The organism is Bacillus sp. ISL-7 (genome assembly GCF_018613065.1).
Genome location: NZ_JAGGQW010000033.1, coordinates 37,537 through 60,835 on the forward strand (window position 1 = coordinate 37,537; position 23,299 = coordinate 60,835).

The window sequence follows — 23,299 nt, forward strand, 5'->3', positions numbered from 1 at the left end:
TTGTTTTATTTCTTAGCTGCTTTTGGTCTCTTAGTACCGTATTTAGAACGTCCTTGCATACGGTTGTTAACTCCAGCTGTATCAAGTGCTCCACGTACGATGTGATAACGTACTCCTGGTAAATCCTTTACACGTCCTCCACGGATAAGAACAACGCTGTGTTCTTGAAGATTGTGTCCAATACCAGGAATGTATGCAGTCACCTCAATACCGTTAGTCAAACGTACACGCGCATATTTACGTAACGCTGAGTTTGGTTTCTTTGGTGTCATTGTACCAACACGAGTACATACACCGCGCTTTTGTGGTGAAGATACATTCGTTTGTGATTTTTTGAAGCTGTTATAACCTTTGTTTAGTGCAGGTGATTTTGATTTTTCCTCTTTAGATTGACGAGGTTTGCGCACTAATTGATTAATAGTTGGCATTTGTGTTTCCTCCCTTCATTATTTGTAAGTCCACACATCCAGGTGGTTCATTTTTGTGCAAAAACAAAGTTCTTGCAGACTTTCTATCTACAAAAACAGCTTTTAGCGGATAATTGCAACAGTTGAAGCACCAACTTCAATCCCGCATGCTTTTCCGAGTTTTAGCATCGAATCCACATATAGGATAGGAACATTTATTTCAAGAGCTTCATTAACAACTTTCACTGTCACTTTCGGGTCAGCGTCATTTGCAACAATTAACTCTCGGACATTACCTTCTTTAAGTGCCTTGACTGTTTGTTTTGTTCCTATAACGAACTTTTGTGCCTGCAATACTTTTTCATAAGACATAGTTCATATCCTCCAAAGTATCAGGTGAATAGGAGCACCTTTGATATAGTACCATCTTTACAAATAGATGTCAACACGACTTTAAATAATTTCTTAAAATAAGGAATCTGCTAGTCGCAGATCCCTTATTATCATTAATCAATAGTAACTGTTTCTTCAGAAGTGGTATCACGGAGTACAGGCTCAGCTTTACGATAACGAGGCATTCCTGTTCCAGCCGGGATCAGCTTTCCGATAATAACATTTTCTTTTAGACCTAGTAATTCATCACGTTTACCTTTGATAGCTGCATCGGTAAGAACTCTTGTTGTTTCTTGGAACGATGCTGCAGATAGGAATGAATCAGTTTCAAGCGACGCTTTGGTAATACCAAGTAATACTGGACGACCTGTAGCCGGTAATTTGCCTGCTAATAATGCCTTTTCGTTCGCATCTGTAAACTGGTGAATATCCAGAAGTGTACCTGGAAGTACATCTGTTTCACCGGCATCACCGACACGTACTTTTCGTAACATTTGACGTACCATTACTTCCACGTGCTTATCGCCGATTTCTACCCCTTGCATACGGTAAACCTTCTGTACTTCTTTCAATAAGTACTCTTGAACAGAAGTAACGTCTTTTACTCGGATTAACTCTTTCGGATCAATCGAACCTTCAGTGAGTTCTTCACCACGAGCGACATGATCATTTACTGCCACTTTCAAGCGTGCTGTATATGGAGCATTGTAAGTTCGTGATTCAACTTCACCTTGAACAACTATTTCATGCTGGCGATCACGACCTTCATTAATCCCAACAACAACACCTTCAATTTCAGTGATAACAGCTTGACCTTTAGGGTTACGGGCTTCAAAAATCTCTTGGATACGCGGTAAACCTTGAGTAATATCGTCTCCCGCAACACCACCTGTATGGAAGGTACGCATTGTTAACTGTGTACCTGGCTCTCCGATGGATTGTGCTGCAATAATACCAACAGATTCACCAACCTCCACCTCTTGACCAGTTGCCAGGTTGCGGCCGTAACACTTCTTACATACACCATGACGGGTATTACATGTAAACGCAGAACGTATTTTTACTTGTTCAATACCTGCACCGACAATAATTTCTGCTAAATCCTCAGTAATTAAGCCATTTTCAGGGACAAGCACTTCTTTGGTTTCTGGATGTCTAATCGCAGTCCGTGCATGACGGCCAATTAGACGTTCATCCAATCCTTCGATAATTTCAGTTCCATCTTTTAAGGCGCTGATTAAGAAACCGCGATCTGTACCACAATCATCTTCACGGACAATGACATCTTGGGCAACGTCAACAAGACGACGTGTTAAATAACCAGAGTCAGCAGTTTTCAGAGCCGTATCAGCAAGACCTTTACGCGCACCATGAGTGGAGATAAAGTACTCTAATACCGTTAATCCTTCACGGAAACTTGATTTAATCGGTAATTCAATAATTCGTCCAGCCGGGTTGGCCATCAGACCACGCATACCAGCTAACTGCGTAAAGTTAGACGCGTTACCACGGGCACCGGAATCACTCATCATAAAGATTGGATTCGATTTATTCAGGGATTTCATTAGTTTACCTTGAATGGTGTCTTTTGCGGCACTCCAGATCGCAATAACACGATCGTAACGCTCATCTTCAGTAATTAGACCACGTCTGAACTGCTTCAAAACGTTATCTACTTTACCTTGTGCTTCTTTAAGAATTTCCTGCTTTTCAGGAAGTACGACAATGTCAGCTACACCAACCGTAAGTCCTGCTTTCGTTGAATGCTTAAAGCCCAAGTCCTTCATGCGGTCAAGCATTTTTGACGTTTCGGTAATTTTGAAACGCTTGAATACTTCAGCAATGATATTTCCAAGGATTTTCTTTTTGAACGGATCAATTAATGGCATTTCTTGAATTTTCGCCTTAATGTCTTCGCCTTTTTCAACAAAATATTTTACAGGTGTTTCTACTTCCAAATTCTGTCTAGTTGGTTCATTAATATACGGGAATGATTTTGGCAGAATTTCATTGAAAATAAGTTTACCAACCGTTGTGATTAATAACTTATTATTTTGTTCTTCTGTGAATGTTTCATTTCCTAATGAGCCCGCATGGACAGCTACACGTGTATGCATGTGAACATAGCCGTTTTGATAAGCAAGTACTGCTTCGTTCGTGTCTTTAAAAATCATTCCCTCACCGACAGCGTCATCTCTTTCCAAGGTTAAGTAATAGTTACCTAAAACCATGTCTTGAGAAGGTGTAACAACTGGCTTACCATCTTTAGGGTTTAAGATATTTTGTGCTGCAAGCATTAATAAACGTGCTTCTGCTTGTGCCTCTGATGAAAGCGGCACGTGAACAGCCATTTGGTCACCATCAAAATCCGCATTGTATGCTGTACATACAAGAGGATGAAGACGAATCGCACGGCCTTCAACTAGTGTTGGTTCAAATGCTTGAATCCCTAATCTATGCAATGTAGGGGCTCGGTTTAATAATACCGGATGCTCTCTGATTACATCTTCAAGTACATCCCACACATCTGGAGATACTCTTTCTATTTTACGTTTTGCAGATTTGATGTTATGTGCTAAGCCCTTTTCAACGAGTTCCTTCATAACAAATGGCTTAAATAGTTCTAACGCCATTTCTTTAGGAAGTCCGCACTGATACATTTTTAGGTTTGGTCCTACAACGATAACGGAACGTCCAGAATAATCTACACGTTTTCCAAGCAAGTTTTGACGGAAACGGCCTTGCTTTCCTTTTAGCATATGGGAAAGTGACTTCAATGGACGGTTACCTGGTCCTGTAACTGGACGCCCGCGGCGGCCGTTATCAATCAAGGCATCAACTGCTTCTTGAAGCATCCGTTTTTCATTCTGAACAATAATGCTTGGAGCACCTAAATCTAACAAACGCTTTAGGCGGTTATTACGGTTTATTACACGACGATAAAGATCGTTTAAGTCAGATGTCGCAAATCTCCCCCCATCCAATTGAACCATTGGACGAAGTTCAGGAGGTATAACTGGAAGAACGTCAAGAATCATCCATGAAGGCTCATTTCCAGAACCACGGAATGCTTCCAGCACTTCAAGGCGTTTAATCGCACGCGTACGACGCTGACCTTGTGCACTTTTTAATTCCTCTTTTAAGGCGTCTACTTCCTTGTTTAAATCGATATCAAAAAGAAGTTTTTTAATTGCTTCTGCACCCATGGCAGCTTGGAATTTGTTTCCGTACTTTTCACGGTATGCCCGATATTCTTTTTCAGATAATAGCTGCTTTTTATCAAGAGCTGTATCACCGGATTCCGTCACTACATAAGAAGCAAAGTAGATGATTTCCTCCAAAGCCCTTGGTGACATGTCTAAAACAAGTCCCATTCGGCTTGGAATTCCTTTAAAGTACCATATATGTGAAACTGGTGCAGCAAGCTCGATGTGCCCCATTCGTTCACGACGAACTTTAGCACGAGTTACTTCCACACCACAGCGGTCACATACAACGCCTTTATAACGGACACGCTTGTACTTCCCGCAATGACATTCCCAGTCCTTCGTTGGACCGAAAATTCGCTCACAGAATAAACCATCCTTTTCAGGCTTTAATGTACGATAGTTAATCGTTTCTGGTTTTTTGACTTCTCCGAAAGACCATGAACGGATTTTGTCCGGTGAAGCAAGACCAATCTTCATATACTCAAAATTATTAACATCCAGCAAGGGGCCTACCTCCCTTTTGATATCTCCAGGTTTTACCCTTATTGCGTTATAAAGCGGAAGCGCGCGTCTTAGCCCCGACAAGCATAAGACGAAATCCGCAAGAAGGCGTCTTTTGCCTTCTGGAGGATTTTGGCTTATGACCTCGAGGGGTTGCGCGCTGCAGCTAGGAATCAAGTTAAGTTGGAGTGCAGATTGCACTCCAACTAGCATATATTATTACTCTTTTGAACCGACTTTTTCAGATTCAAATGCTTGCTCAGGAACGATGTTTAACGTATCGACTTGTTGTAAGTCATCGTCATCTTCCGTATCGCGCATTTCGATTTCTTCTTCATCACCAGAAAGAATTTTTACATCCATTCCAAGACTCTGAAGTTCTTTAATTAATACTTTGAATGATTCAGGAACACCAGGTTCTGGAACATTTTCGCCTTTAACAATCGCTTCATATGTTTTCACACGACCAACAACGTCATCTGATTTAACAGTAAGAATTTCTTGAAGTGTGTATGCTGCTCCGTATGCTTCAAGTGCCCAAACTTCCATCTCACCAAAGCGCTGTCCGCCAAATTGAGCTTTACCGCCCAATGGCTGCTGCGTAACAAGTGAGTAAGGACCAGTTGAACGGGCATGGAGTTTATCATCGACCATGTGTGCAAGTTTAATCATATACATGACACCCACAGAGACACGGTTATCAAATGGTTCCCCAGAACGGCCATCATAAAGGACCGTTTTCGCATCACGAGCCATTCCTGCTTCTTCAATCGTTCCCCAAACATCTTCTTCACGCGCTCCATCAAATACAGGAGAAGCGACATGAATACCTAGGTAGCGAGCTGCCATCCCAAGGTGAAGTTCAAGCACCTGTCCAATGTTCATACGTGAAGGTACGCCCAGTGGATTTAACATGATATCAACAGGTGTACCATCTGGTAAAAACGGCATATCTTCTTCCGGTAAAATACGAGAGATTACCCCTTTGTTACCATGACGTCCCGCCATTTTATCTCCCTCAGAAATCTTACGCTTCTGAACGATATAAACACGGACCAGTTGATTCACACCTGGTGGCAGTTCATCGCCATCTTCACGATTAAAGACTTTTACATCAAGAACAATTCCGCCGCCGCCATGTGGAACTCGTAGTGACGTATCACGAACTTCACGTGCCTTTTCACCAAAGATCGCGTGTAAAAGACGTTCTTCTGCCGTTAATTCTGTAACTCCTTTTGGCGTAACTTTACCAACAAGGAGATCTCCGTCTTTAACTTCAGCACCGGTACGGATAATTCCACGCTCATCCAAGTTGCGAAGGGCATCTTCACCCACGTTTGGAATATCACGTGTAATTTCTTCAGGTCCAAGCTTTGTATCACGAGATTCTGACTCGTATTCTTCGATATGGATAGATGTGTATACATCATCTTTAACAAGACGTTGACTCATAATAATCGCATCTTCATAGTTATAGCCATCCCATGTCATAAAGGCAACAAGGACGTTGCGTCCAAGGGCTAATTCGCCAAGTTCCATTGATGGACCATCAGCAAGAATTTCGCCTTTTGTTACGCGGTTGCCCACAGCAACGATTGGACGTTGGTTATAACATGTTCCTTGATTGGAACGGATGAATTTTAACATACGGTACTTATCAAGATTACCTTTAACCTCTTGACCATCAACAATATTAATGCGACGTACCCATACTTCACGTGCTTCTACATGCTCAACAATACCTTCGTGCTTACAGATAACCGCAGCACCTGAGTCTTTACCGGATACGTATTCCATACCCGTTCCAACTGTAGGAGCTTCTGGCTGCATAAGCGGTACTGCTTGACGCTGCATGTTCGCACCCATAAGGGCACGGTTGGAGTCATCGTTTTCAAGGAATGGGATACAAGCTGTTGCCGCAGACACAACCTGCTTTGGCGATACATCCATATAATCAATTCGTTCACGTTTAACTACCGTGTTTTCACCACGGAAACGAGCAACAACATCTTCATCGACGAATGAACCATCATCACTTAGACGAGAATTCGCTTGGGCTGTAACATAGTTATCTTCTTCATCAGCAGTTAAGTAATCAATCCGACTCGTAACTTTCCCTGTATCAGGGTCGACACGACGGTAAGGTGTTTCAATAAACCCAAAACGGTTTACTTTTGCATAAGATGATAACGAGTTAATCAGACCAATGTTCGGACCCTCTGGCGTTTCGATCGGACACATACGACCATAGTGGGAGTAGTGAACGTCACGAACTTCGAACCCAGCGCGCTCACGCGTTAAACCACCAGGCCCTAAGGCAGATAGTCGACGCTTGTGTGTTAATTCAGCAAGCGGGTTGGTTTGATCCATGAACTGCGATAACTGAGAGCTTCCAAAGAACTCTTTAATCGAAGCAATAACTGGACGGATATTGATCAATTGCTGCGGTGTAATCGTAGCAGTATCTTGGATTGACATTCTTTCGCGAACAACACGTTCCATCCGGGATAATCCAATACGGAACTGATTTTGTAAGAGTTCTCCTACAGAACGAAGACGTCTATTACCAAGATGGTCAATATCATCTGTATCGCCTACACCATGCAGTAAATTAAAGAAGTAGCTAATAGATGCAATGATATCTGCAGGTGTAATATTTTTAATTGGTTCGGCAACATAGGCATTACCTAAAACATTAATGACTTTTTCATTTTCATCGCCAGGAGCATAAATCTTAATGTCCTGAAGAGTAATCTCTTCATCTACCACGCCGCCATAAGGATTGAAGCCTTTGAAGTTTATATTCTTTTCCAAGGCTGGTAAGACTCTATCCAGGTTTCTTCTGTCTAGAACTGTTCCCTTTTCAGCGATAATTTCGCCCGTTTCAGGATCCGCAAGGGATTCTGCTAAGCGCTGGTTGAATAAGCGATTTTTAATATGAAGCTTTTTATTAATTTTATAACGGCCTACATTCGCAAGATCATATCGCTTTGGATCGAAGAAACGCGAAATTAATAGACTCTTTGCGTTTTCAACAGTAGGGGGTTCACCCGGACGAAGTCGCTCATAAATTTCTAGAAGCGCTTTGTCAACACCTTCTGTATTGTCCTTCTCTAATGTGTTACGGATGTACTCGTTATCACCGATCAATTCGATGATTTCTTGGTCAGAACCGAAGCCAAGTGCACGCAAAAGAACCGTAACGGGCAGTTTCCGAGTACGATCTATTCTCACATATACGACATCTTTGGCGTCTGTTTCATATTCCAGCCAAGCGCCGCGGTTCGGAATGACAGTAGCCGAGTAGCCACGTTTTCCATTTTTATCGAGTTTCCCACTAAAGTATACGCTCGGAGAACGCACTAATTGTGAAACGATAACACGCTCTGCCCCGTTAATGACAAACGTACCCGTTTCAGTCATAAGTGGAAAATCACCCATAAAAACATCTTGATCTTTTACTTCGCCTGTTTCTTTGTTTACAAGACGTACTTTTACACGTAATGGAGCAGAATATGTAACGTCCCGTTCTTTTGATTCTTCAACAGAATACTTTGGATCGCCAAGGCTGTAATCAATAAATTCTAGTGATAGGTTACCAGTAAAGTCTTCTATTGGTGAAATATCCTGGAACATTTCACGCAAACCCTCATCAAGAAACCATTGATAGGAAGAGGTTTGGATTTCAATAAGATTTGGTAATTCTAAAACTTCACTGATTCGTGCGTAACTTCTTCGTTGGCGGTGTCGTCCATACTGAACTAGTTGACCTGTCAACTGATTCACCCCTCAAATCAAGCGTTATTATTAAAATCTATTAGCGTTTATGGATCAGAATTTTACTTCCTTTCCAATAAACAAAAAGAAAAAGGGTTTTTTACTAAAAACCACATTTTCACATTTTGACTATTATTTTGTCATCATTTCCTTAATATCCCTTTTTTATACGTTGAAATTAAGTATTTTAAGGAATAATTCGGAAATTATTATGATGGCATTTTATAATGCTATCATAGTGACATTTTCAAGTCAACTTTTTTGTGCCTTTATGACAAAATAACCTTTGGATTTGTCAATAGTTTCGACGTGGTTAAATAAATTATTTAATTTTTCAATTGCGGATGGTGCTCCTTGTTTCTTTTGAATGACAACCCAGAGCTCACCCTGAGATGTAAGATGCTCGAAGCTTTGTTCAAAAATATCATGAACCGTTTTTTTCCCCGCTCTTATCGGTGGATTTGTTAAAATAGCTGCAAACGTGTTTTCTTTTACATTCAGCAAACGATCACTTTCATATATCTTAACATTCTGTATGCGATTAAGTTCTGCATTTTCCTTCGCCAAAGCAATCGCCCGTTCATTAACATCAATCATATGTATCATACGATCGTGGTAAAATTTCGCAATCGAAAGACCAATTGGTCCATAGCCGCAGCCTACATCCAGAAGTAATCCATCTGCATTCGGCATTTCAAAAGACTCAATTAATAAACGTGAGCCGAAATCTACTTCTCTTTTTGAAAAAACACCGTTATCCGTTTTAAAACGGAACTGGTTATTTTTTAAAGTGTAATCCCAAAATTTCGGGTCACTTTCAACCCTCTGCATTCGAGAATAGTAGTGTTCAGACAACTGACTCACCTCCGAGGAATATTAATAATTGAAGATAACCGAGGACTAAAAATTTAGTTAAGGCAAAAAAAGCCCGCTTATACAGCGAGCTTTTTTATAAGATTATTACTTAACTTCAACGTTTGCTCCAACTTCAGCAAGTTTAGCTTTAACTTCTTCAGCTTCTTCTTTAGAAACGCCTTCTTTAACAGCTTTTGGTGTGTTGTCAACAAGGTCTTTTGCTTCTTTAAGTCCAAGACCAGTGATTTCACGAACAACTTTGATAACCTTGATTTTTTGATCGCCAGCGCTAGCTAGGATAACATCAAATTCAGTTTGTTCTTCAACAGCCGCTACAGCTGCGCCACCCATTGCAACTGGAGCTGCAGCAGTTACGCCAAATTCCTCTTCGATTGCTTTTACTAGATCGTTAAGTTCTAAAACAGTCATAGTTTTAACTGCTTCAATGATTTGTTCTTTAGTCATGATAAATTTCCTCCTTAGTTTTCGTTCAAATTTATTTGATGTGCGTATTCAGGCTAGCTTACGCGCCTTGTTCTTCTTTTTGTTCTGCAACTGCTTTTGTAACAAGAGCAAGGTTGCGGATTGGAGCTTGTAGTACGCTGAGTAACATAGATAGTAAACCTTCGCGTGATGGTAGGTCTGCAAGAGCTTTAATTTCTTCGGCTGTTGCAACGTTTCCTTCAATTACACCCGCTTTAAGTTCAAGTGCTTCATGTTTTTTCGCAAAGTCATTCAAGATCTTAGCTGGTGCTACTACATCTTCAGTACTGAACGCAATTGCGTTAGGACCTGTTAATGCAGCGTTTAAACCAGCAAGTTCAGCTGCTTCTGCTGCACGGCGTGTCATTGAGTTTTTGTAAACTTTGAATTCAACACCTGCTTCACGAAGTTGTTTACGTAGTTCAGTTACTTCAGCAACTGTTAGACCACGGTAATCAACAACAACTGTTGATACACTGCTCTTTAACTTATCAGTAATTTCGTTAACGATTAGTTGCTTTTGTTCGATTACACTGCTCATCTTTACACCTCCTGTAGATTGTCTACATTCATACTAGGCAAATAAAAAACCTCCATATCAATCGGTGACATGGAGGCAGCATACAACAGCTGAATAATTCAGCCAATTCTATAGCATTACCTCGGCAGGAAATTAAGCGCGCCTAGCGCACCTGCTGTCTTCAGTACAAATGTTATTATTTTAAACAACAAAATAGATTATATAAAATCTATTCTAGATTGTCAATTGGTAAAATTTATTTAACTGCTACAGATGAAGGATCAACTTTAACGCCAGGTCCCATTGTTGAAGCAACAGTTACGTTCTTCATGTAAGTACCTTTTGCAGCAGATGGCTTCACTTTTAGCATAGTTTCAAAGATAGTGTTGAAGTTTTCAACAAGCTTCTCGTTTTCGAAAGATGCTTTACCGATTGGCACGTGAATGTTACCAGACTTGTCAACGCGGTATTCAACTTTACCCGCTTTAATTTCATTAATCGCACGAGTCACATCAAATGTAACTGTACCTGTTTTAGGGTTTGGCATTAAACCTTTAGGTCCTAATACACGACCAAGTTTACCAACTTCACCCATCATGTCAGGAGTTGCTACGATTACATCAAATTCAAACCAACCTTGTTGGATTTTGTTGATGTACTCTGCATCACCTACATAATCAGCACCAGCTGCTTCTGCTTCTTTTACTTTTTCACCCTTAGCGAAAACTAGAACGCGTTGCGTTTTACCAGTTCCGTTTGGAAGTACAACTGCACCACGGATTTGTTGGTCAGCTTTCTTAGGGTCAACACCTAAACGGAATGCTACTTCTAGAGTTGCATCAAATTTAGTGAAGTTTGTTTTTTTAGCAAGATCAATCGCTTCTGCAATTGGATATGCCTTTAGGCGATCTACAAGCTTTGAAGCTTCTAAATACTTCTTACCTTTTTTAGCCATTTTTATTTCCTCCTAGATTGTGGTTTTAGCGAATTACTCTCCCACGAATAAAGGTTGCGCAGAAACGCAACCCCACTCATTCAACACGAACAGTACATGAATTAGTCTTCGATGACGATACCCATGCTGCGTGCAGTACCTTCGACCATGCGCATTGCTGCTTCAACGCTAGCTGCGTTTAGGTCAGGCATTTTTTGTTCCGCAATCTCGCGTACTGTATCACGCTTTACTGTTGCTACTTTATTACGGTTAGGTTCACCAGAACCAGACTGGATTCCAGCTGCTACTTTCAAAAGAACGGCAGCAGGAGGAGTTTTCGTAATAAATGTAAATGAACGGTCTTCAAATACCGTGATTTCAACAGGAATGATCAAACCAGCTTGATCTGCTGTACGAGCGTTAAATTCTTTACAGAATCCCATGATATTAACACCGGCTTGACCTAGTGCAGGACCAACTGGTGGCGCAGGGTTTGCTTTCCCAGCAGGAATTTGTAATTTAACGACTTTAATTACTTTTTTAGCCACGAGACACACCTCCTTAAAGTCCGTGATGTGGTAATTGGAATCCGTTAGGAATCCTCCCACTCAGGCATCTGTCTTTATCTATTGATCATAAAGAACTTGACATAAGTCTTGTCTCACAAGGAGACATACTGACCTATGAAATATTACCACTTTTTAAAAATGATTTCAAGTTTTTTTACAATATAACATTATTTTCTTTAAATATCGCTGCAAAAAGGACGCTCCGCTTTTCTTAATCGAGCTTCTCGATTTGTGTGAAATCCAGTTCTACCGGGGTGTCACGCCCGAACATATTGACAAGAACCTTCAGTTTCGAGCGATCCTTATCCATTTCTTCCACAGACCCAGTAAAGTTAGCAAATGGACCTTCCTTCACGCGAACCGTTTCACCAATTTCATAATTGGCATCGATGCGATTTTCGGAAACCCCCATGCGTTTTAAAATAACGACAACTTCTTCTGGAAGCAATGGCGTGGGCTTCGATCCACCTCCAGATGAACCGACAAAGCCTGTTACACCCGGGGTATTCCGAACCACATACCAAGAATCATCAGTCATCACAATTTCAACTAATACATAACCAGGGAACACTTTGCGCTTTACTACTTTTGTCTTGCCATTTTTGATCTCAGTCTCTTCTTCTTCAGGGACAACCACTCTGAAAATCTTATCTGTCATACCCATCGATTCGACTCGTTTTTCTAGATTTGCTTTTACCTTATTTTCATAACCTGAGTAAGTATGCAAAACATACCAATTTTTTTCCATTTAAGAGGACTTGAACGTCCGTCCCTCCCTATTTCTTATTCATAGACTATCTTTTAAACAAACAAAAAACCCGTGAAACGGGCTTTAGATAAAAATTCCTTTATTAATCACCATTATACCATGAAAGTGGATTTATTATTCAAGAATTAAGCGAATCAATTTTGAAATCCCTAAATCTAGAACCGCAAAGAACGCTGCAAAAAAAACAACAGTCGATAGTACAGTAAGCGTCGAGCGAGTTAGTTCCCCACGTTTTGGCCAGCTAACTTTTCTCATCTCACGGAAAATATCACTGAAGAATGTAGTTATGCGCTGCATTTCTGTAACCCCCAAAATCTATAAATATCTGCAAAAGTCTATGATCATTATTTCGTTTCTCTATGAATGGTATGGGTGGTGCAGGTTTTGCAGAATTTTTTCAATTCTAATCTCTCTGTTTGTGTCTGCTTGCTGATCGTCGAATAATTTCGCGAGCCGCAAGCAGCACAGGAAAGGATTACTTTTTTACTCATAGTCGACACCTTTACCCAATTTTCTATTATATCCTTAAAAATGTAACATGAGTCCTAATTATTGTCAATAACCCTTGGAAACGGTTCAATTATATGACATATTTAATCATCAAAGTGAAAATTCACGAAGTTCTAAATATCTTTCCAGCTTTCTTTTGACACGCTGCAGAGCATTATCAATTGATTTCACATGGCGGTTTAGCTCTTCAGAAATCTCTTGGTATGATTGACCATCTAAGTAGAGAGCCAATACCTTCCTTTCTAAATCACTTAATAATTCAGTCATCTTCACTTCGATATGGTCAAATTCTTCCTGATTAATAATCAGTTCCTCTGGGTCGAGAACCTTTGTTCCAGACAAAACATCCATTAATGTTCGGTCCGATTCTTCATCGTAGATTGGCTTGTCCAATGAAACGTATGAATTTAATGGGATATGCTTTTGCCTTGTTGCGGTTTTAATTGCGGTAATGATTTGACGAGTTATACAAAGCTCTGCAAATGCCTTGAAAGAGGTAAGCTTGTCCTCCCGAAAGTCACGAATTGCCTTATACAGTCCAATCATACCTTCTTGGACAATATCTTCCTTATCTGCACCGATTAAAAAATAGGACCTTGCTTTTGCACGTACAAAATTCCGATACTTATGGATTAAATAATCCAATGCTTCACTATCACCTTGGTGCACTAAATCAACAATTCCTTCGTCTTCCATTATCAGGAACTGCTGGTTGATCTTTGTTCCAAAGTCCGTACTCAAAGTAGATCCCCTCCACCGAACAAGCATAGATAGTAATAGTATACATGACAATTTTTTATTAGTCCACGTTCACTTTTGTCCTCTGCGCCACTTTTCGAAAATTTCTGCCATTTCCGCACTCATCTTTATTTTAGAAACGGGTCTTTTTTCTTGAATGGTTTTCACTTTCTTTTCGATGCCTCTTTCAATCGAAGACATTTCAATGAGCAATTCACGTGCAGACTTCCTTAATGCCCCTTGTCCAAAAATTGCCCATTGCTCTGTAAAGTCGGAAGTCGCTACATGAATTTGTGTTCTTCGATTACTTAAACTAATGGCCATTTTTTCAATCCGCTCATCTGCCGTCTCATTTTCTTTCGTAAAGATAACTTCTATTTTATGATTTTTATACTTCTTTTCCGTCCCTTGTACATAATAGGCATCGAATACCACAATCACACGGAAGCCTGAATAGGCTTGGTATTCAGCCATTCTCTCCACTAAACGGTCCCGTGCAGCAGGTAAATCATGATCCTTTAAAGCTCTTAGTTCAGGCCAAGCTCCGATGATGTTGTAACCGTCCACAAGCAGGATATCCATTACTATTCCTCAAGTGTGTGTCGTTTTCGATATACCTCATACATCAGTAAAGCCGCCGCAACAGAAGCATTTAACGAGGTTACTTTACCAACCATTGGCAAATGGATGAGAAAATCACATTTATCGCGGATCAGTCTTCCCATTCCTTTTCCTTCACTGCCAATCACCAAGCCTAGTGGCAGCGTCCCGTCTAATCTTCGGTAATCATCTTTGCCTTTTGCATCTGTTCCGGCAATCCAAATACCTCGTTCCTTAAGTTCATCGATGGTTCGCGCCATATTAGTGACACGGACCACTGGGATATATTCAATCGCACCTGTCGAAGCTTTGGCAACTGTTGCTGTTAGGCCGACAGCCCGACGCTTTGGAATAATGATGCCATGAGCACCGACTGAATCGGCTGTTCTCATAATCGACCCAAGGTTATGAGGATCCTCAATTTCGTCCAACAATAAAAAGAATGGCGGTTCATTTTTCTTTTCTGCTGCTGCAAACAAATCATCCATTTCCGCATATTGATAGGCCGCAACATAAGCAAGAACTCCTTGATGATTTTCATCCGCGATTTGGTCAATTTTTTTCTTAGGAACAAATTGAACAATCACATTTGCTTCTTTGGCTAATTGCGTAATTTGCTGCATTTGGCCACGCTGCGATCCTTCGGCAATTAATATTTTATTAATATCCCTTTCTGATTTAAGCGCTTCGATGACTGGATTTTTGCCAACAATATATTCTTGTTGTTCCATCCTAGCGTTCCTCCTTTCTTTGTTCCACATATGAAAATGCCCTGCTAATAAGCTCTTCTAAACGTTCTTTTTTACCCGTTAAATACAGATAACCCATCAATGCTTCAAATGCTGTACTATAGTGATAAGTTTGGACATCTGTATTTTTAGGAACAGTGCCTGATTTCGCATTTCTACCGCGCATAACCACCGCTAATTCTTCTTCATCAAGCAGTTTATGATCCATCATTTGAAAAAGAATTTGGCTTTGAGCCTTTGCCGACACGTAACTGGTTCCGGTGCGGTGTAACTGATTCGGTCTTACCTTACCGCTATAGAGGAGGTGGCGCCTTACATAGGTTTCATAAATCGCGTCACCCATGTAGGCAAGAGCGAGACTATTCAATTGTTTAACATCCACTGTATTTTCATATTCAAGCATGAATTAGCCTCTTTTCCACCTTGTACCCTGCGGTGTATCTTCTAAAATAATATTCATTTCCTTTAGCTGATCTCTTATTTGATCAGACAATTGGAAATTACGGTCTTTTCGAGCTTGGATTCGCTTTTCAATCAGCGCATCGATTTCTTCATCGAGCATTTCTTCTTTTTCAAATGTCAGCCCTAAGACATGGAATAACTTTTCAAATTGTTTTGTAAAGGCATCAATGACTTCCACAGCTGTATTTTTCTCTAAAAGATAATAATTAGCCAGTTTTGAAAGGTCGAATAAAACGGAAATCGCTTTAGCTGTATTGAAATCATCATCCATTGCCTCAATAAATTCTTCTTGCCTTTTTGCAATACTTTCAAGCCATACCTGATTCGAATCTGTTAAGTCAGTACTCGCTTCTTTCCGATGCTTTAAGTTTTGATAAGAGGTGGTGATGCGTTCAAATGCTGCTTTCGTACTCTCCAGTAATTCCTCGCTGTAATTAATCGGATTGCGGTAATGAACGGATAACATAAAAAACCGTAACACTTGCGGGTTATGTTTTTTAATAATGTCATGAACAAGGACAAAGTTTCCTAATGATTTAGACATTTTTTCATTATCAATATTGATATAGCCATTGTGCATCCAGTAACGAGAAAATAATTTTCCTGACAGTGCTTCTGATTGGGCAATTTCATTTTCATGATGTGGGAAGGTCAAATCCTGTCCACCGGCATGAATGTCAATGGTTTCGCCAAGATACTTTTTCGCCATTGCCGAGCACTCAATATGCCAGCCCGGCCGGCCAAGTCCCCAAGGACTCTCCCAGAAGATTTCGCCTTCCTTGGCCGCTTTCCATAAGGCAAAGTCTAAGTCGTCTTGTTTCCTATCGCCGACTTCAATTCTTGCACCTACCTGCAGGTCATCAATAGATTGATGCGATAGCTTACCATATTCATCGAATTTTCTTGTCCGGAAATAAACATCCCCTGCAGATTCATAAGCGTAGCCTTTTTCGACTAATTGACTAATAAAATCAATGATAATGTCCATGTTTTCCATTACCCGTGGATGAACATCTGCCTTTTGGCAGCCTAATGCCATCACATCTTCAAAATAAGCATTGATAAATCGGTCCGCAATCGCCGGAACACTTTCTCCTAATTGATTGGCAGCACGAATCAATTTGTCATCGACATCGGTAAAATTGGAAACATAATGAACATCATAGCCGCGATATTCCAAATAGCGCCGAACTGTATCAAAGACGATTGCCGGACGTGCATTACCGATATGAATATAATTATAGACCGTCGGACCGCAAACATACATTTTGACTTTCCCTTCTTCGAGCGGTACGAAGGTTTCCTTTTTACGAGTTAGTGTATTATAAAGTTGAATGGCCATTGACTTTTATCCTTTCTCCTTTTAATTCTTCGAGTTCGTGCATTAATTTATCCAGATCATTTTGCATTTCTCTTAAGCGGTCGGCTACAGGGTCTGGTAAGTCACAGTGATTCAAGTCTCTTGTAATTCTTCTACCATCCTGGATCACCACTCTCCCTGGAATCCCAACTACCGTTGAGTTAGGGGGGACTTCTATTAATACTACTGAGCCGCCGCCAATTTTGGAATTTTCTCCAATGGTTATCGAACCAAGCACCTTTGCACCTGTGGCAATCAGGACATTATCCTTAATCGTCGGATGCCGCTTTCCTTTCTCTTTACCCGTTCCACCAAGTGTTACCCCTTGATATATAGTTACATTATCCCCAATTTCGCACGTTTCCCCTATAACAACGCCCATACCATGGTCAATAAAAAATCTTCTGCCTATTTTTGCCCCAGGATGAATTTCAATTCCGGTAAAAAAGCGGCTTACTTGTGAAATAACCCTGGCTAGAAAATAGAATTTCCGATTAAAGAGTGCATGCGCGAGTCGATGTGACCAAATGGCATGCAAGCCTGAATACGTTAAGATGACTTCTAAATGACTTCTTGCCGCAGGATCTTGTTCAAAAACAACCTCAACGTCCTCCCTCAACTTCTTGAACATTACCATTCTCCCCCTTTTTATAAAGCGTAAGCCGCCCGTTTAGCGGCGTATGGACTGGAGCACTTTGACTGAGATAAAGGAAACACGGAGAGCGGTAAGCGATCCGATGTTGACTTATCGTAGGGAAAAGGGCGAAGTACACTAGCCGCTGGGCCGCTTGCGCTAGACTGTTATCTAAGTTCAAAGTTATATATCTTCTTAGAAACAAAAAAGCGCCTCTGTCTTAACGACAGAGACGCTTATGCGCGGTTCCACTCTGATTAGACCGAAAAGCTCGTTTTGGTAACGGAAAGCTTAATATGGGTCTCACTCTACCTGTTAACGGATAGGTTCCGCCCATTTCTACTAGAAGTTGACTCTTTTCGAAACAGGGCTCAGAGGTGCATTTCAAAAAACGAGAGGCTTAAACCACTTTCAGCCGGTGATGGTTTTCTCTTTAAAGCATCCTTTTTTTACTTATCCTCTTCTACACTTTAGTAACTATATAATTGTTTACTCTACTATATTACATTTCTTCTCCAATGTTAACTAATAATTTTATTAATTCTCGTTTGAACCTTATCTTTACCTAAGAGTTCAATTGCCATTGGCAGGTCTGGTCCATGTGTTTGGCCTGTTACCGCCGCTCGAATTGGCATAAATAGATTTTTCCCCTTTTGACCGGTCGACTTTTGAACTGCCTTCATGGCTGCCTTTATACCATCAGCCCGGAAGCTTTCCAGTTGGTCAAGTTCATGTGAAAATGCCCTTAACACTTCTGGAACAGTTTCACCGGTTAATATTTCCTTTGCATCTTCTTCATAGATGGCATCCTCTTGAAAGAACATATCTGATAATTCCACGATTTCAGCACCAAAGCTCATTTTTTCCTGTAAAAGAGCTACAAGTCCTTGGAGCCATTGATACTGTTCATCTGTCATGCTTTCACTTATTCGGCCTGCCTTAATTAAGTGAGGCATAGCCAGATCAACTACACGGTTCACCTCAATTTTTTTCATATATTGATTATTCATCCACAACAGCTTTTGCTTATCAAATAATGCTGGAGATTTGGATAGGCGATTCGCGTCAAATATTTCAATAAACTCGTTCTTAGAGTAAATTTCTTCTTCACCTGCCGGCGACCAGCCGAGTAGTGTAATAAAGTTAAAGAGTGCTTCTGGGATATAACCTAATTCTTCATATTGTTCAATAAACTGAATGATGGACTCATCACGCTTACTTAACTTTTTGCGGCTTTCATTGACAATCAAAGTCATGTGTCCAAAAACTGGCGGCTCCCAGCCTAATGCTTCATAGACCATCAATTGCTTTGGCGTGTTAGAAATATGATCATCGCCACGGAGCACATGAGAGATTTTCATTAAATAATCATCAATCGTTACAGCAAAGTTATAGGTTGGGGTGCCATCCTTTTTAATGATGACCCAATCACCCATCCCTTCCGATTCAAACGAAACGCTGCCTTTGACCATATCATCAAACGTATAGGTTTTCCCTTCAGGTACGAGGATGCGGATGCTTGGCTGACGGCCTTCGCTTTCAAATTGACGGCGCTGTTCATCGGTTAAATGGCGGCATTTACCGGAATAATGAGGTGTTTCTCCTCTTTCGCTCTGGGCCTCCCGCTCTGCTTCGATTTCAGCTTCTGTACAATAACATTTATAGGCATGGCCATTTGCTAATAATTGGTTGTAGTAGGTTTCATAAATATCATTACGCTCAGATTGGCGATATGGACCGTATTCGCCGCCAACGTCGACACCCTCGTTCCAATCCATCCCAAGCCATTTTAAATATTTTAACTGGCTTTCTTCTCCGCCTTCAATATTCCGCTTTTTATCGGTATCTTCAATTCGGATAATAAATTTCCCACCATGATGGCGTGCAAATAAATAATTAAATAATGCAGTACGGGCGTTTCCAATATGTAAATGTCCCGTTGGACTTGGAGCATATCTTACACGAACTTCGTTTGACATAACTATAATGCCTCCATTCTCGAAAAGTAAAAGCCCCTAGGCGCTGGAGCTAGACAGCTTTACCATATGTTTTTATCTGATTTATTGTATCATTGTGCCGTTCACTGTAAAAGGTTAATTGTTAACCTTTTTTAACAATACAACTACCTGGGAGGCAATGCCTTCCCCTCTGCCAGTGAAGCCTAGCTTCTCTGTTGTTGTCGCCTTTACATTGACTTGTTCAGGTGCTGCCTCTAGCAATTCCGCAATCCTACCGCGCATTTGCTCAATATAGGGTGCCATCTTGGGCTGTTGAGCAATAATTGTACAATCGGCATTCACAAGCTCGTACCCTTTATTTTTCACCAATTGCCATACATGCTCCATCAGCTTCGCGGAGTCAGCATCTTTAAAATTTGGATCGGTATCCGGAAAGTGTTTGCCAATATCGCCTTCCCCAATCGCACCAAGGCAGGCATCGGAGACCGTATGTAATAACACATCAGCATCCGAATGACCTAGCAAACCCCTTTCATAAGGGATTGTAATCCCACCAATGATTAGCGGACGCCCTTCTGTTAATTGATGAACATCAAAGCCCTGACCAATTCGAAACATCATTAAAAACCCCTTTTTTCCTATTGTCTAGCTACACAAGAATAAGCTTCGGAAGCAAAGCATCGCACGAAGGAAAAGCGATAGCTTTTTCGAGGAGCGCCTAGGAAAAAATGAACTACTTTTTTCCCTGATCAAGGCGCTTCCGCTTTTCTATTATCGCTTCAGCAAAGAACAAGTCTTCTGGTGTCGTTAGTTTTATATTATCGTAATCGCCTTCTACTACCGCAACAGGATAGTGAAGCCGCTCAACCAAACTAGCATCATCGGTTCCCAGAAAGTGATCCTTTTCGGCCTTTTCATACGCTTCCTTAAGCAGCAAAATGCGAAAAGCTTGTGGGGTTTGAACAGCCCACAAGCTTGAACGTTCGACAGTTTCAACGACCACACCATCATTTATCTTTTTCATGGTGTCTTTTGCCGGCACTCCCAAAATGGCTGCACCTGTTTCTTCAGCCATTTCAGTTAAACGGTGGATATGTTCTTTTAAGATAAAAGGACGCGCCGCATCATGCACAAGAATAATCCCGTCGGTTTCGACTGATTTAAGAGCATTATAAATGCTATCCTGACGTTCATTTCCACCCGGTACTAAGTTGATAACCTTCGTCACATGATACCGATCGAGTAACACTTGAAATTCTGGTTTATCCTGTGGGTGAATGGCTAAAATAATCCCGCTACAAGCTTCATCCTGTTCAAACACCCTTAATGTATGGATTAGAACAGGAATACCGTTAAGTTCCAATAAAAGCTTATTTTTCCCTGCTCCCATTCTTTTTCCCTGGCCCGCTGCCGGGAGAATGACTTGGTAGGTCATATCATTACCCCACTCTATCTAATATCAAATCTAGCTCCAGCGCCTAGGCGCTTCCGCTTTTTAAGCTACAGTGCCTTTTCTAATAATTTGGGCTTGGCAAATATCATTCGTCCTGCCGATGTCTGGAGAACACTCGTTACGAGAACCTCGATTCTTTTCCCGATATATTCTCTACCTTCCTCAACCACAATCATCGTTCCGTCATCTAAATAAGCAACGCCTTGATGATATTCTTTTCCATCCTTAATGACTTGAACGGTTAATTCCTCACCAGGAAGGACAACAGGTTTGACGGCATTTGCTAAATCATTGATGTTTAACACAGATACATTTTGCAATTCACAGACTTTATTCAGATTAAAATCATTCGTGACCAAGATGCCATTGGTTATTTTAGCTAATTTAACGAGCTTTGAGTCCACTTCACTAATTTCCTCAAAGTCACCTTCATAAATTTCTACCTTTATGGCGAGTTCCTTTTGAATTCGGTTTAATATATCCAAGCCTCTGCGGCCGCGATTTCGTTTCAACACATCGGAAGAATCGGCAATATGCTGTAATTCCTCAAGGACGAACTGTGGAATTACAATCGTTCCTTCTAAAAATCCGGTCTGACAAATATCAGCAACGCGCCCATCAATGATAACGCTCGTATCTAATATTTTCAAAGGATGATTAACTTCCTTATCATTCTCTTCATCACTGGTTTTTTTCTTGTTACCGCGGTTTCCAAAAAGACCTAAAAGTTCATCTCTTTTCTTGAAGCCCACCTGAAAGCCGAGATAACCAAACAAAATGGTCAGTAATATCGGAGCCACAGCATTTAATATTGGGACTTGCACAGCATTCAGGGCAAAGCCGATTAAAAACGCAACCAACAATCCAAAGATTAGACCTACGCTTCCAAAAAGTACATCTGTTACAGGAACTTTCACTAAAGAATCTTCAGCCCATTTAATAAAGTTAAAAACATAATCTACTGCCCAAAAGGTAATAAGATAAAAAATAATAGCACCTATAATAGCAGTGATATACGAGTTGTTAATTAAGGGAATGTCATTGATATGAAGTAAATTGAACAATTCCGGTAATAACAAAATACCAAGCGTACCACCTATAATGAGGAAGCAAGCCTGCACAATACGTTTTAACATTCCTTCACCTCCTCTATTCATTATAAACATATTCATGGAAATGAAACCTTAATTTACAGATTATTTTTCGATTACAAAACGTATTAAATTTAGTTTGTTAGTGAAAATTAATAGGTTGAAGATTCTCCCCATAGGGTAGCATTGGAAAATTTTTGTGTCAAACAATTGGATTTTTTTAACTTTTAGGAACCTAAATATAATTGCATTTATAGATGGCGGTCGGTGTATAACCGCTCTTTTATCAATTTAAAGCCTTCCTTAATCTTTTTGGCACGAACTTCCCCGATTCCTTCCACATCATCAAGTTCTTCCACTGTTGCGGTTATTATTTTTGAAAGCTCACCAAAACTGCTGATGAGATTTTCAATAATGATGGATGGAAGTCTTGGAATTTTATTAAGAATTCTGTAGCCGCGCGGACTTTTATTCTCATCAAGGTGCACATAGCCAAGGTATCCCATCAATTTTAATAAGACCATATCCTCAATGGTACCGCTCGTGGCCATGGACTGCATCCGTCCAATCACTTCTCTGGCCTTGATGTCTCTGTCGAAGGCATAATCTTTAATAATGAGCATGGTCTCGTCTTCGAGATCTGTTAATATTTCATTCAATTGTAAACGAATGAGACGGCCTTCTGTTCCTAACTCATGTAAATAGGTTAGAAGTTCATTCTTAATCTTTAAGACCATTTCAAAACGATGGAGAACAAGTAAAAAATCGTTATAGGTTACGGACTCCTCGAACTCTAGGATACTCAAATTGCTGATACTTTGTTCCAAAACGGTTTTATACTTCTCAAGCGTCTGAATGGCTTGATTGGCTTTAGTTAAAATTACCGCAATATCTTTTAATGCATAGCGAAAATTCCCTTGATATAGGGTAATGACATTTCTCCTTTGGGAAATGGCAATCACTAGAGCTTTTGTTTGTTTCGCTACCCTTTCTGCTGTGCGGTGCCGCATCCCTGTTTCAGAAGAAGGTATATCGGAGTCAGGGGCTAACTGGGCATTGGCAAAGAGAATTTTATTTCCTAATTCATTGAGGATGATGGCCCCGTCCATTTTTGCTAATTCATATAAAAAGCTGGGCGAAAATGGGCAGTTGATTTCAAAGCCGCCGTCAACGATACTTTTTACCTTTTCGTTAAAACCAATTACAATAAGACCGCCTGTGTTCGCACGGAGCACATTGTCGATTCCCTCGCGAATGGGTGTACCAGGTGCAAGGAACTGTAAAACTTCACTTACGGTATGCTCACCAAGCTTTTTACTCTCCATCT

General features: G+C 40.6%; 23 protein-coding genes and 2 other annotated features. All 23 genes read right to left on the reverse strand.

The features are described 5' to 3' along the window. Positions 1 to 5 precede the first annotated feature (5 nt). Positions 6 to 428, reverse strand: a complete 423-nt coding sequence (gene rpsL / locus J7E66_RS11545) for a 30S ribosomal protein S12 (RefSeq protein WP_026565517.1) — start codon at positions 426 to 428, stop codon at positions 6 to 8. A gap of 102 nt (positions 429 to 530) precedes the next feature. Beyond that, a complete protein-coding gene (locus J7E66_RS11550) occupies positions 531 to 779 on the reverse strand; it encodes a 50S ribosomal protein L7ae-like protein (protein WP_215000150.1) in 249 nt (82 codons plus the stop codon). A 134-nt stretch (positions 780 to 913) separates the two neighbouring features. Then, the gene (gene rpoC / locus J7E66_RS11555) at positions 914 to 4,513 is read right to left on the reverse strand and encodes a DNA-directed RNA polymerase subunit beta' (protein WP_215000152.1); all 3,600 of its coding nucleotides are present in this window, start codon (positions 4,511 to 4,513) and stop codon (positions 914 to 916) included. A gap of 216 nt (positions 4,514 to 4,729) precedes the next feature. Next, positions 4,730 to 8,287 (reverse strand): DNA-directed RNA polymerase subunit beta, encoded by a 3,558-nt coding sequence (rpoB, locus tag J7E66_RS11560; protein WP_215000154.1) that lies wholly within the window; start codon positions 8,285 to 8,287, stop codon positions 4,730 to 4,732. A gap of 252 nt (positions 8,288 to 8,539) precedes the next feature. After that, complete coding sequence (locus J7E66_RS11565) at positions 8,540 to 9,142, reverse strand: class I SAM-dependent methyltransferase (protein ID WP_215000156.1); 603 nt, start codon at positions 9,140 to 9,142, stop codon at positions 8,540 to 8,542. 105 nt (positions 9,143 to 9,247) lie between these two features. Next, positions 9,248 to 9,607 (reverse strand): 50S ribosomal protein L7/L12, encoded by a 360-nt coding sequence (gene rplL / locus J7E66_RS11570; protein ID WP_098933846.1) that lies wholly within the window; start codon positions 9,605 to 9,607, stop codon positions 9,248 to 9,250. A gap of 58 nt (positions 9,608 to 9,665) precedes the next feature. After that, positions 9,666 to 10,166: a 50S ribosomal protein L10 gene (rplJ, locus tag J7E66_RS11575; RefSeq protein ID WP_215000158.1), complete on the reverse strand. Its 501-nt coding sequence runs from the start codon at positions 10,164 to 10,166 to the stop codon at positions 9,666 to 9,668. Positions 10,167 to 10,200: 34 nt separating this feature from the next. Continuing rightward, positions 10,201 to 10,348: a sequence feature (ribosomal protein L10 leader region), on the reverse strand. A 53-nt stretch (positions 10,349 to 10,401) separates the two neighbouring features. Beyond that, positions 10,402 to 11,100: a 50S ribosomal protein L1 gene (gene rplA / locus J7E66_RS11580; RefSeq protein WP_168241499.1), complete on the reverse strand. Its 699-nt coding sequence runs from the start codon at positions 11,098 to 11,100 to the stop codon at positions 10,402 to 10,404. 101 nt (positions 11,101 to 11,201) lie between these two features. Continuing rightward, on the reverse strand, positions 11,202 to 11,627 hold the full coding sequence (gene rplK / locus J7E66_RS11585) for a 50S ribosomal protein L11 (RefSeq protein ID WP_007085303.1): 426 nt from the start codon (positions 11,625 to 11,627) through the stop codon (positions 11,202 to 11,204). Between the two features lie 232 nt (positions 11,628 to 11,859). Then, on the reverse strand, positions 11,860 to 12,396 hold the full coding sequence (gene nusG, locus J7E66_RS11590; RefSeq protein ID WP_088084973.1) for a transcription termination/antitermination protein NusG: 537 nt from the start codon (positions 12,394 to 12,396) through the stop codon (positions 11,860 to 11,862). A gap of 135 nt (positions 12,397 to 12,531) precedes the next feature. Next, positions 12,532 to 12,714 (reverse strand): preprotein translocase subunit SecE, encoded by a 183-nt coding sequence (gene secE, locus J7E66_RS11595; RefSeq protein ID WP_215000160.1) that lies wholly within the window; start codon positions 12,712 to 12,714, stop codon positions 12,532 to 12,534. A gap of 47 nt (positions 12,715 to 12,761) precedes the next feature. Continuing rightward, positions 12,762 to 12,908, reverse strand: coding sequence for a 50S ribosomal protein L33 (rpmG, locus tag J7E66_RS11600; RefSeq protein ID WP_215000161.1), 147 nt, complete (start codon positions 12,906 to 12,908; stop codon positions 12,762 to 12,764). Positions 12,909 to 13,017: 109 nt separating this feature from the next. After that, positions 13,018 to 13,623: an RNA polymerase sporulation sigma factor SigH gene (gene sigH / locus J7E66_RS11605; protein ID WP_251032888.1), complete on the reverse strand. Its 606-nt coding sequence runs from the start codon at positions 13,621 to 13,623 to the stop codon at positions 13,018 to 13,020. A 114-nt stretch (positions 13,624 to 13,737) separates the two neighbouring features. Beyond that, on the reverse strand, positions 13,738 to 14,247 hold the full coding sequence (locus J7E66_RS11610) for an NYN domain-containing protein (RefSeq protein ID WP_214716663.1): 510 nt from the start codon (positions 14,245 to 14,247) through the stop codon (positions 13,738 to 13,740). Between the two features lie 2 nt (positions 14,248 to 14,249). Further along, entirely contained in the window at positions 14,250 to 14,996 is a 747-nt protein-coding gene (rlmB, locus tag J7E66_RS11615; RefSeq protein WP_215000163.1) for a 23S rRNA (guanosine(2251)-2'-O)-methyltransferase RlmB, read from the reverse strand. A 1-nt stretch (position 14,997) separates the two neighbouring features. Continuing rightward, positions 14,998 to 15,417 carry a Mini-ribonuclease 3 gene (locus J7E66_RS11620; protein WP_215000165.1) on the reverse strand — a complete coding sequence of 140 codons (420 nt, stop codon included), beginning with the start codon at positions 15,415 to 15,417 and terminating at the stop codon, positions 14,998 to 15,000. A gap of 3 nt (positions 15,418 to 15,420) precedes the next feature. Further along, the gene (gene cysS / locus J7E66_RS11625) at positions 15,421 to 16,818 is read right to left on the reverse strand and encodes a cysteine--tRNA ligase (protein ID WP_215000167.1); all 1,398 of its coding nucleotides are present in this window, start codon (positions 16,816 to 16,818) and stop codon (positions 15,421 to 15,423) included. Next, positions 16,799 to 17,467 carry a serine O-acetyltransferase gene (cysE, locus tag J7E66_RS11630; RefSeq protein ID WP_215000169.1) on the reverse strand — a complete coding sequence of 223 codons (669 nt, stop codon included), beginning with the start codon at positions 17,465 to 17,467 and terminating at the stop codon, positions 16,799 to 16,801. The genes cysS and cysE overlap by 20 nt, the downstream gene beginning before the upstream one ends. 228 nt (positions 17,468 to 17,695) lie before the next feature. Continuing rightward, positions 17,696 to 17,945 (reverse strand) — a binding site (T-box leader). A gap of 46 nt (positions 17,946 to 17,991) precedes the next feature. Continuing rightward, a complete protein-coding gene (gene gltX / locus J7E66_RS11635) occupies positions 17,992 to 19,449 on the reverse strand; it encodes a glutamate--tRNA ligase (RefSeq protein WP_215000171.1) in 1,458 nt (485 codons plus the stop codon). Between the two features lie 114 nt (positions 19,450 to 19,563). Beyond that, positions 19,564 to 20,046, reverse strand: coding sequence for a 2-C-methyl-D-erythritol 2,4-cyclodiphosphate synthase (gene ispF, locus J7E66_RS11640; RefSeq protein WP_088084963.1), 483 nt, complete (start codon positions 20,044 to 20,046; stop codon positions 19,564 to 19,566). 115 nt (positions 20,047 to 20,161) lie between these two features. Then, complete coding sequence (gene ispD / locus J7E66_RS11645; RefSeq protein ID WP_215000173.1) at positions 20,162 to 20,863, reverse strand: 2-C-methyl-D-erythritol 4-phosphate cytidylyltransferase; 702 nt, start codon at positions 20,861 to 20,863, stop codon at positions 20,162 to 20,164. A gap of 65 nt (positions 20,864 to 20,928) precedes the next feature. Next, positions 20,929 to 22,017: a PIN/TRAM domain-containing protein gene (locus J7E66_RS11650; protein WP_215000175.1), complete on the reverse strand. Its 1,089-nt coding sequence runs from the start codon at positions 22,015 to 22,017 to the stop codon at positions 20,929 to 20,931. A gap of 206 nt (positions 22,018 to 22,223) precedes the next feature. Then, positions 22,224 to 23,297: a DNA integrity scanning diadenylate cyclase DisA gene (gene disA, locus J7E66_RS11655; protein WP_215000177.1), complete on the reverse strand. Its 1,074-nt coding sequence runs from the start codon at positions 23,295 to 23,297 to the stop codon at positions 22,224 to 22,226. Positions 23,298 to 23,299 lie beyond the last annotated feature (2 nt).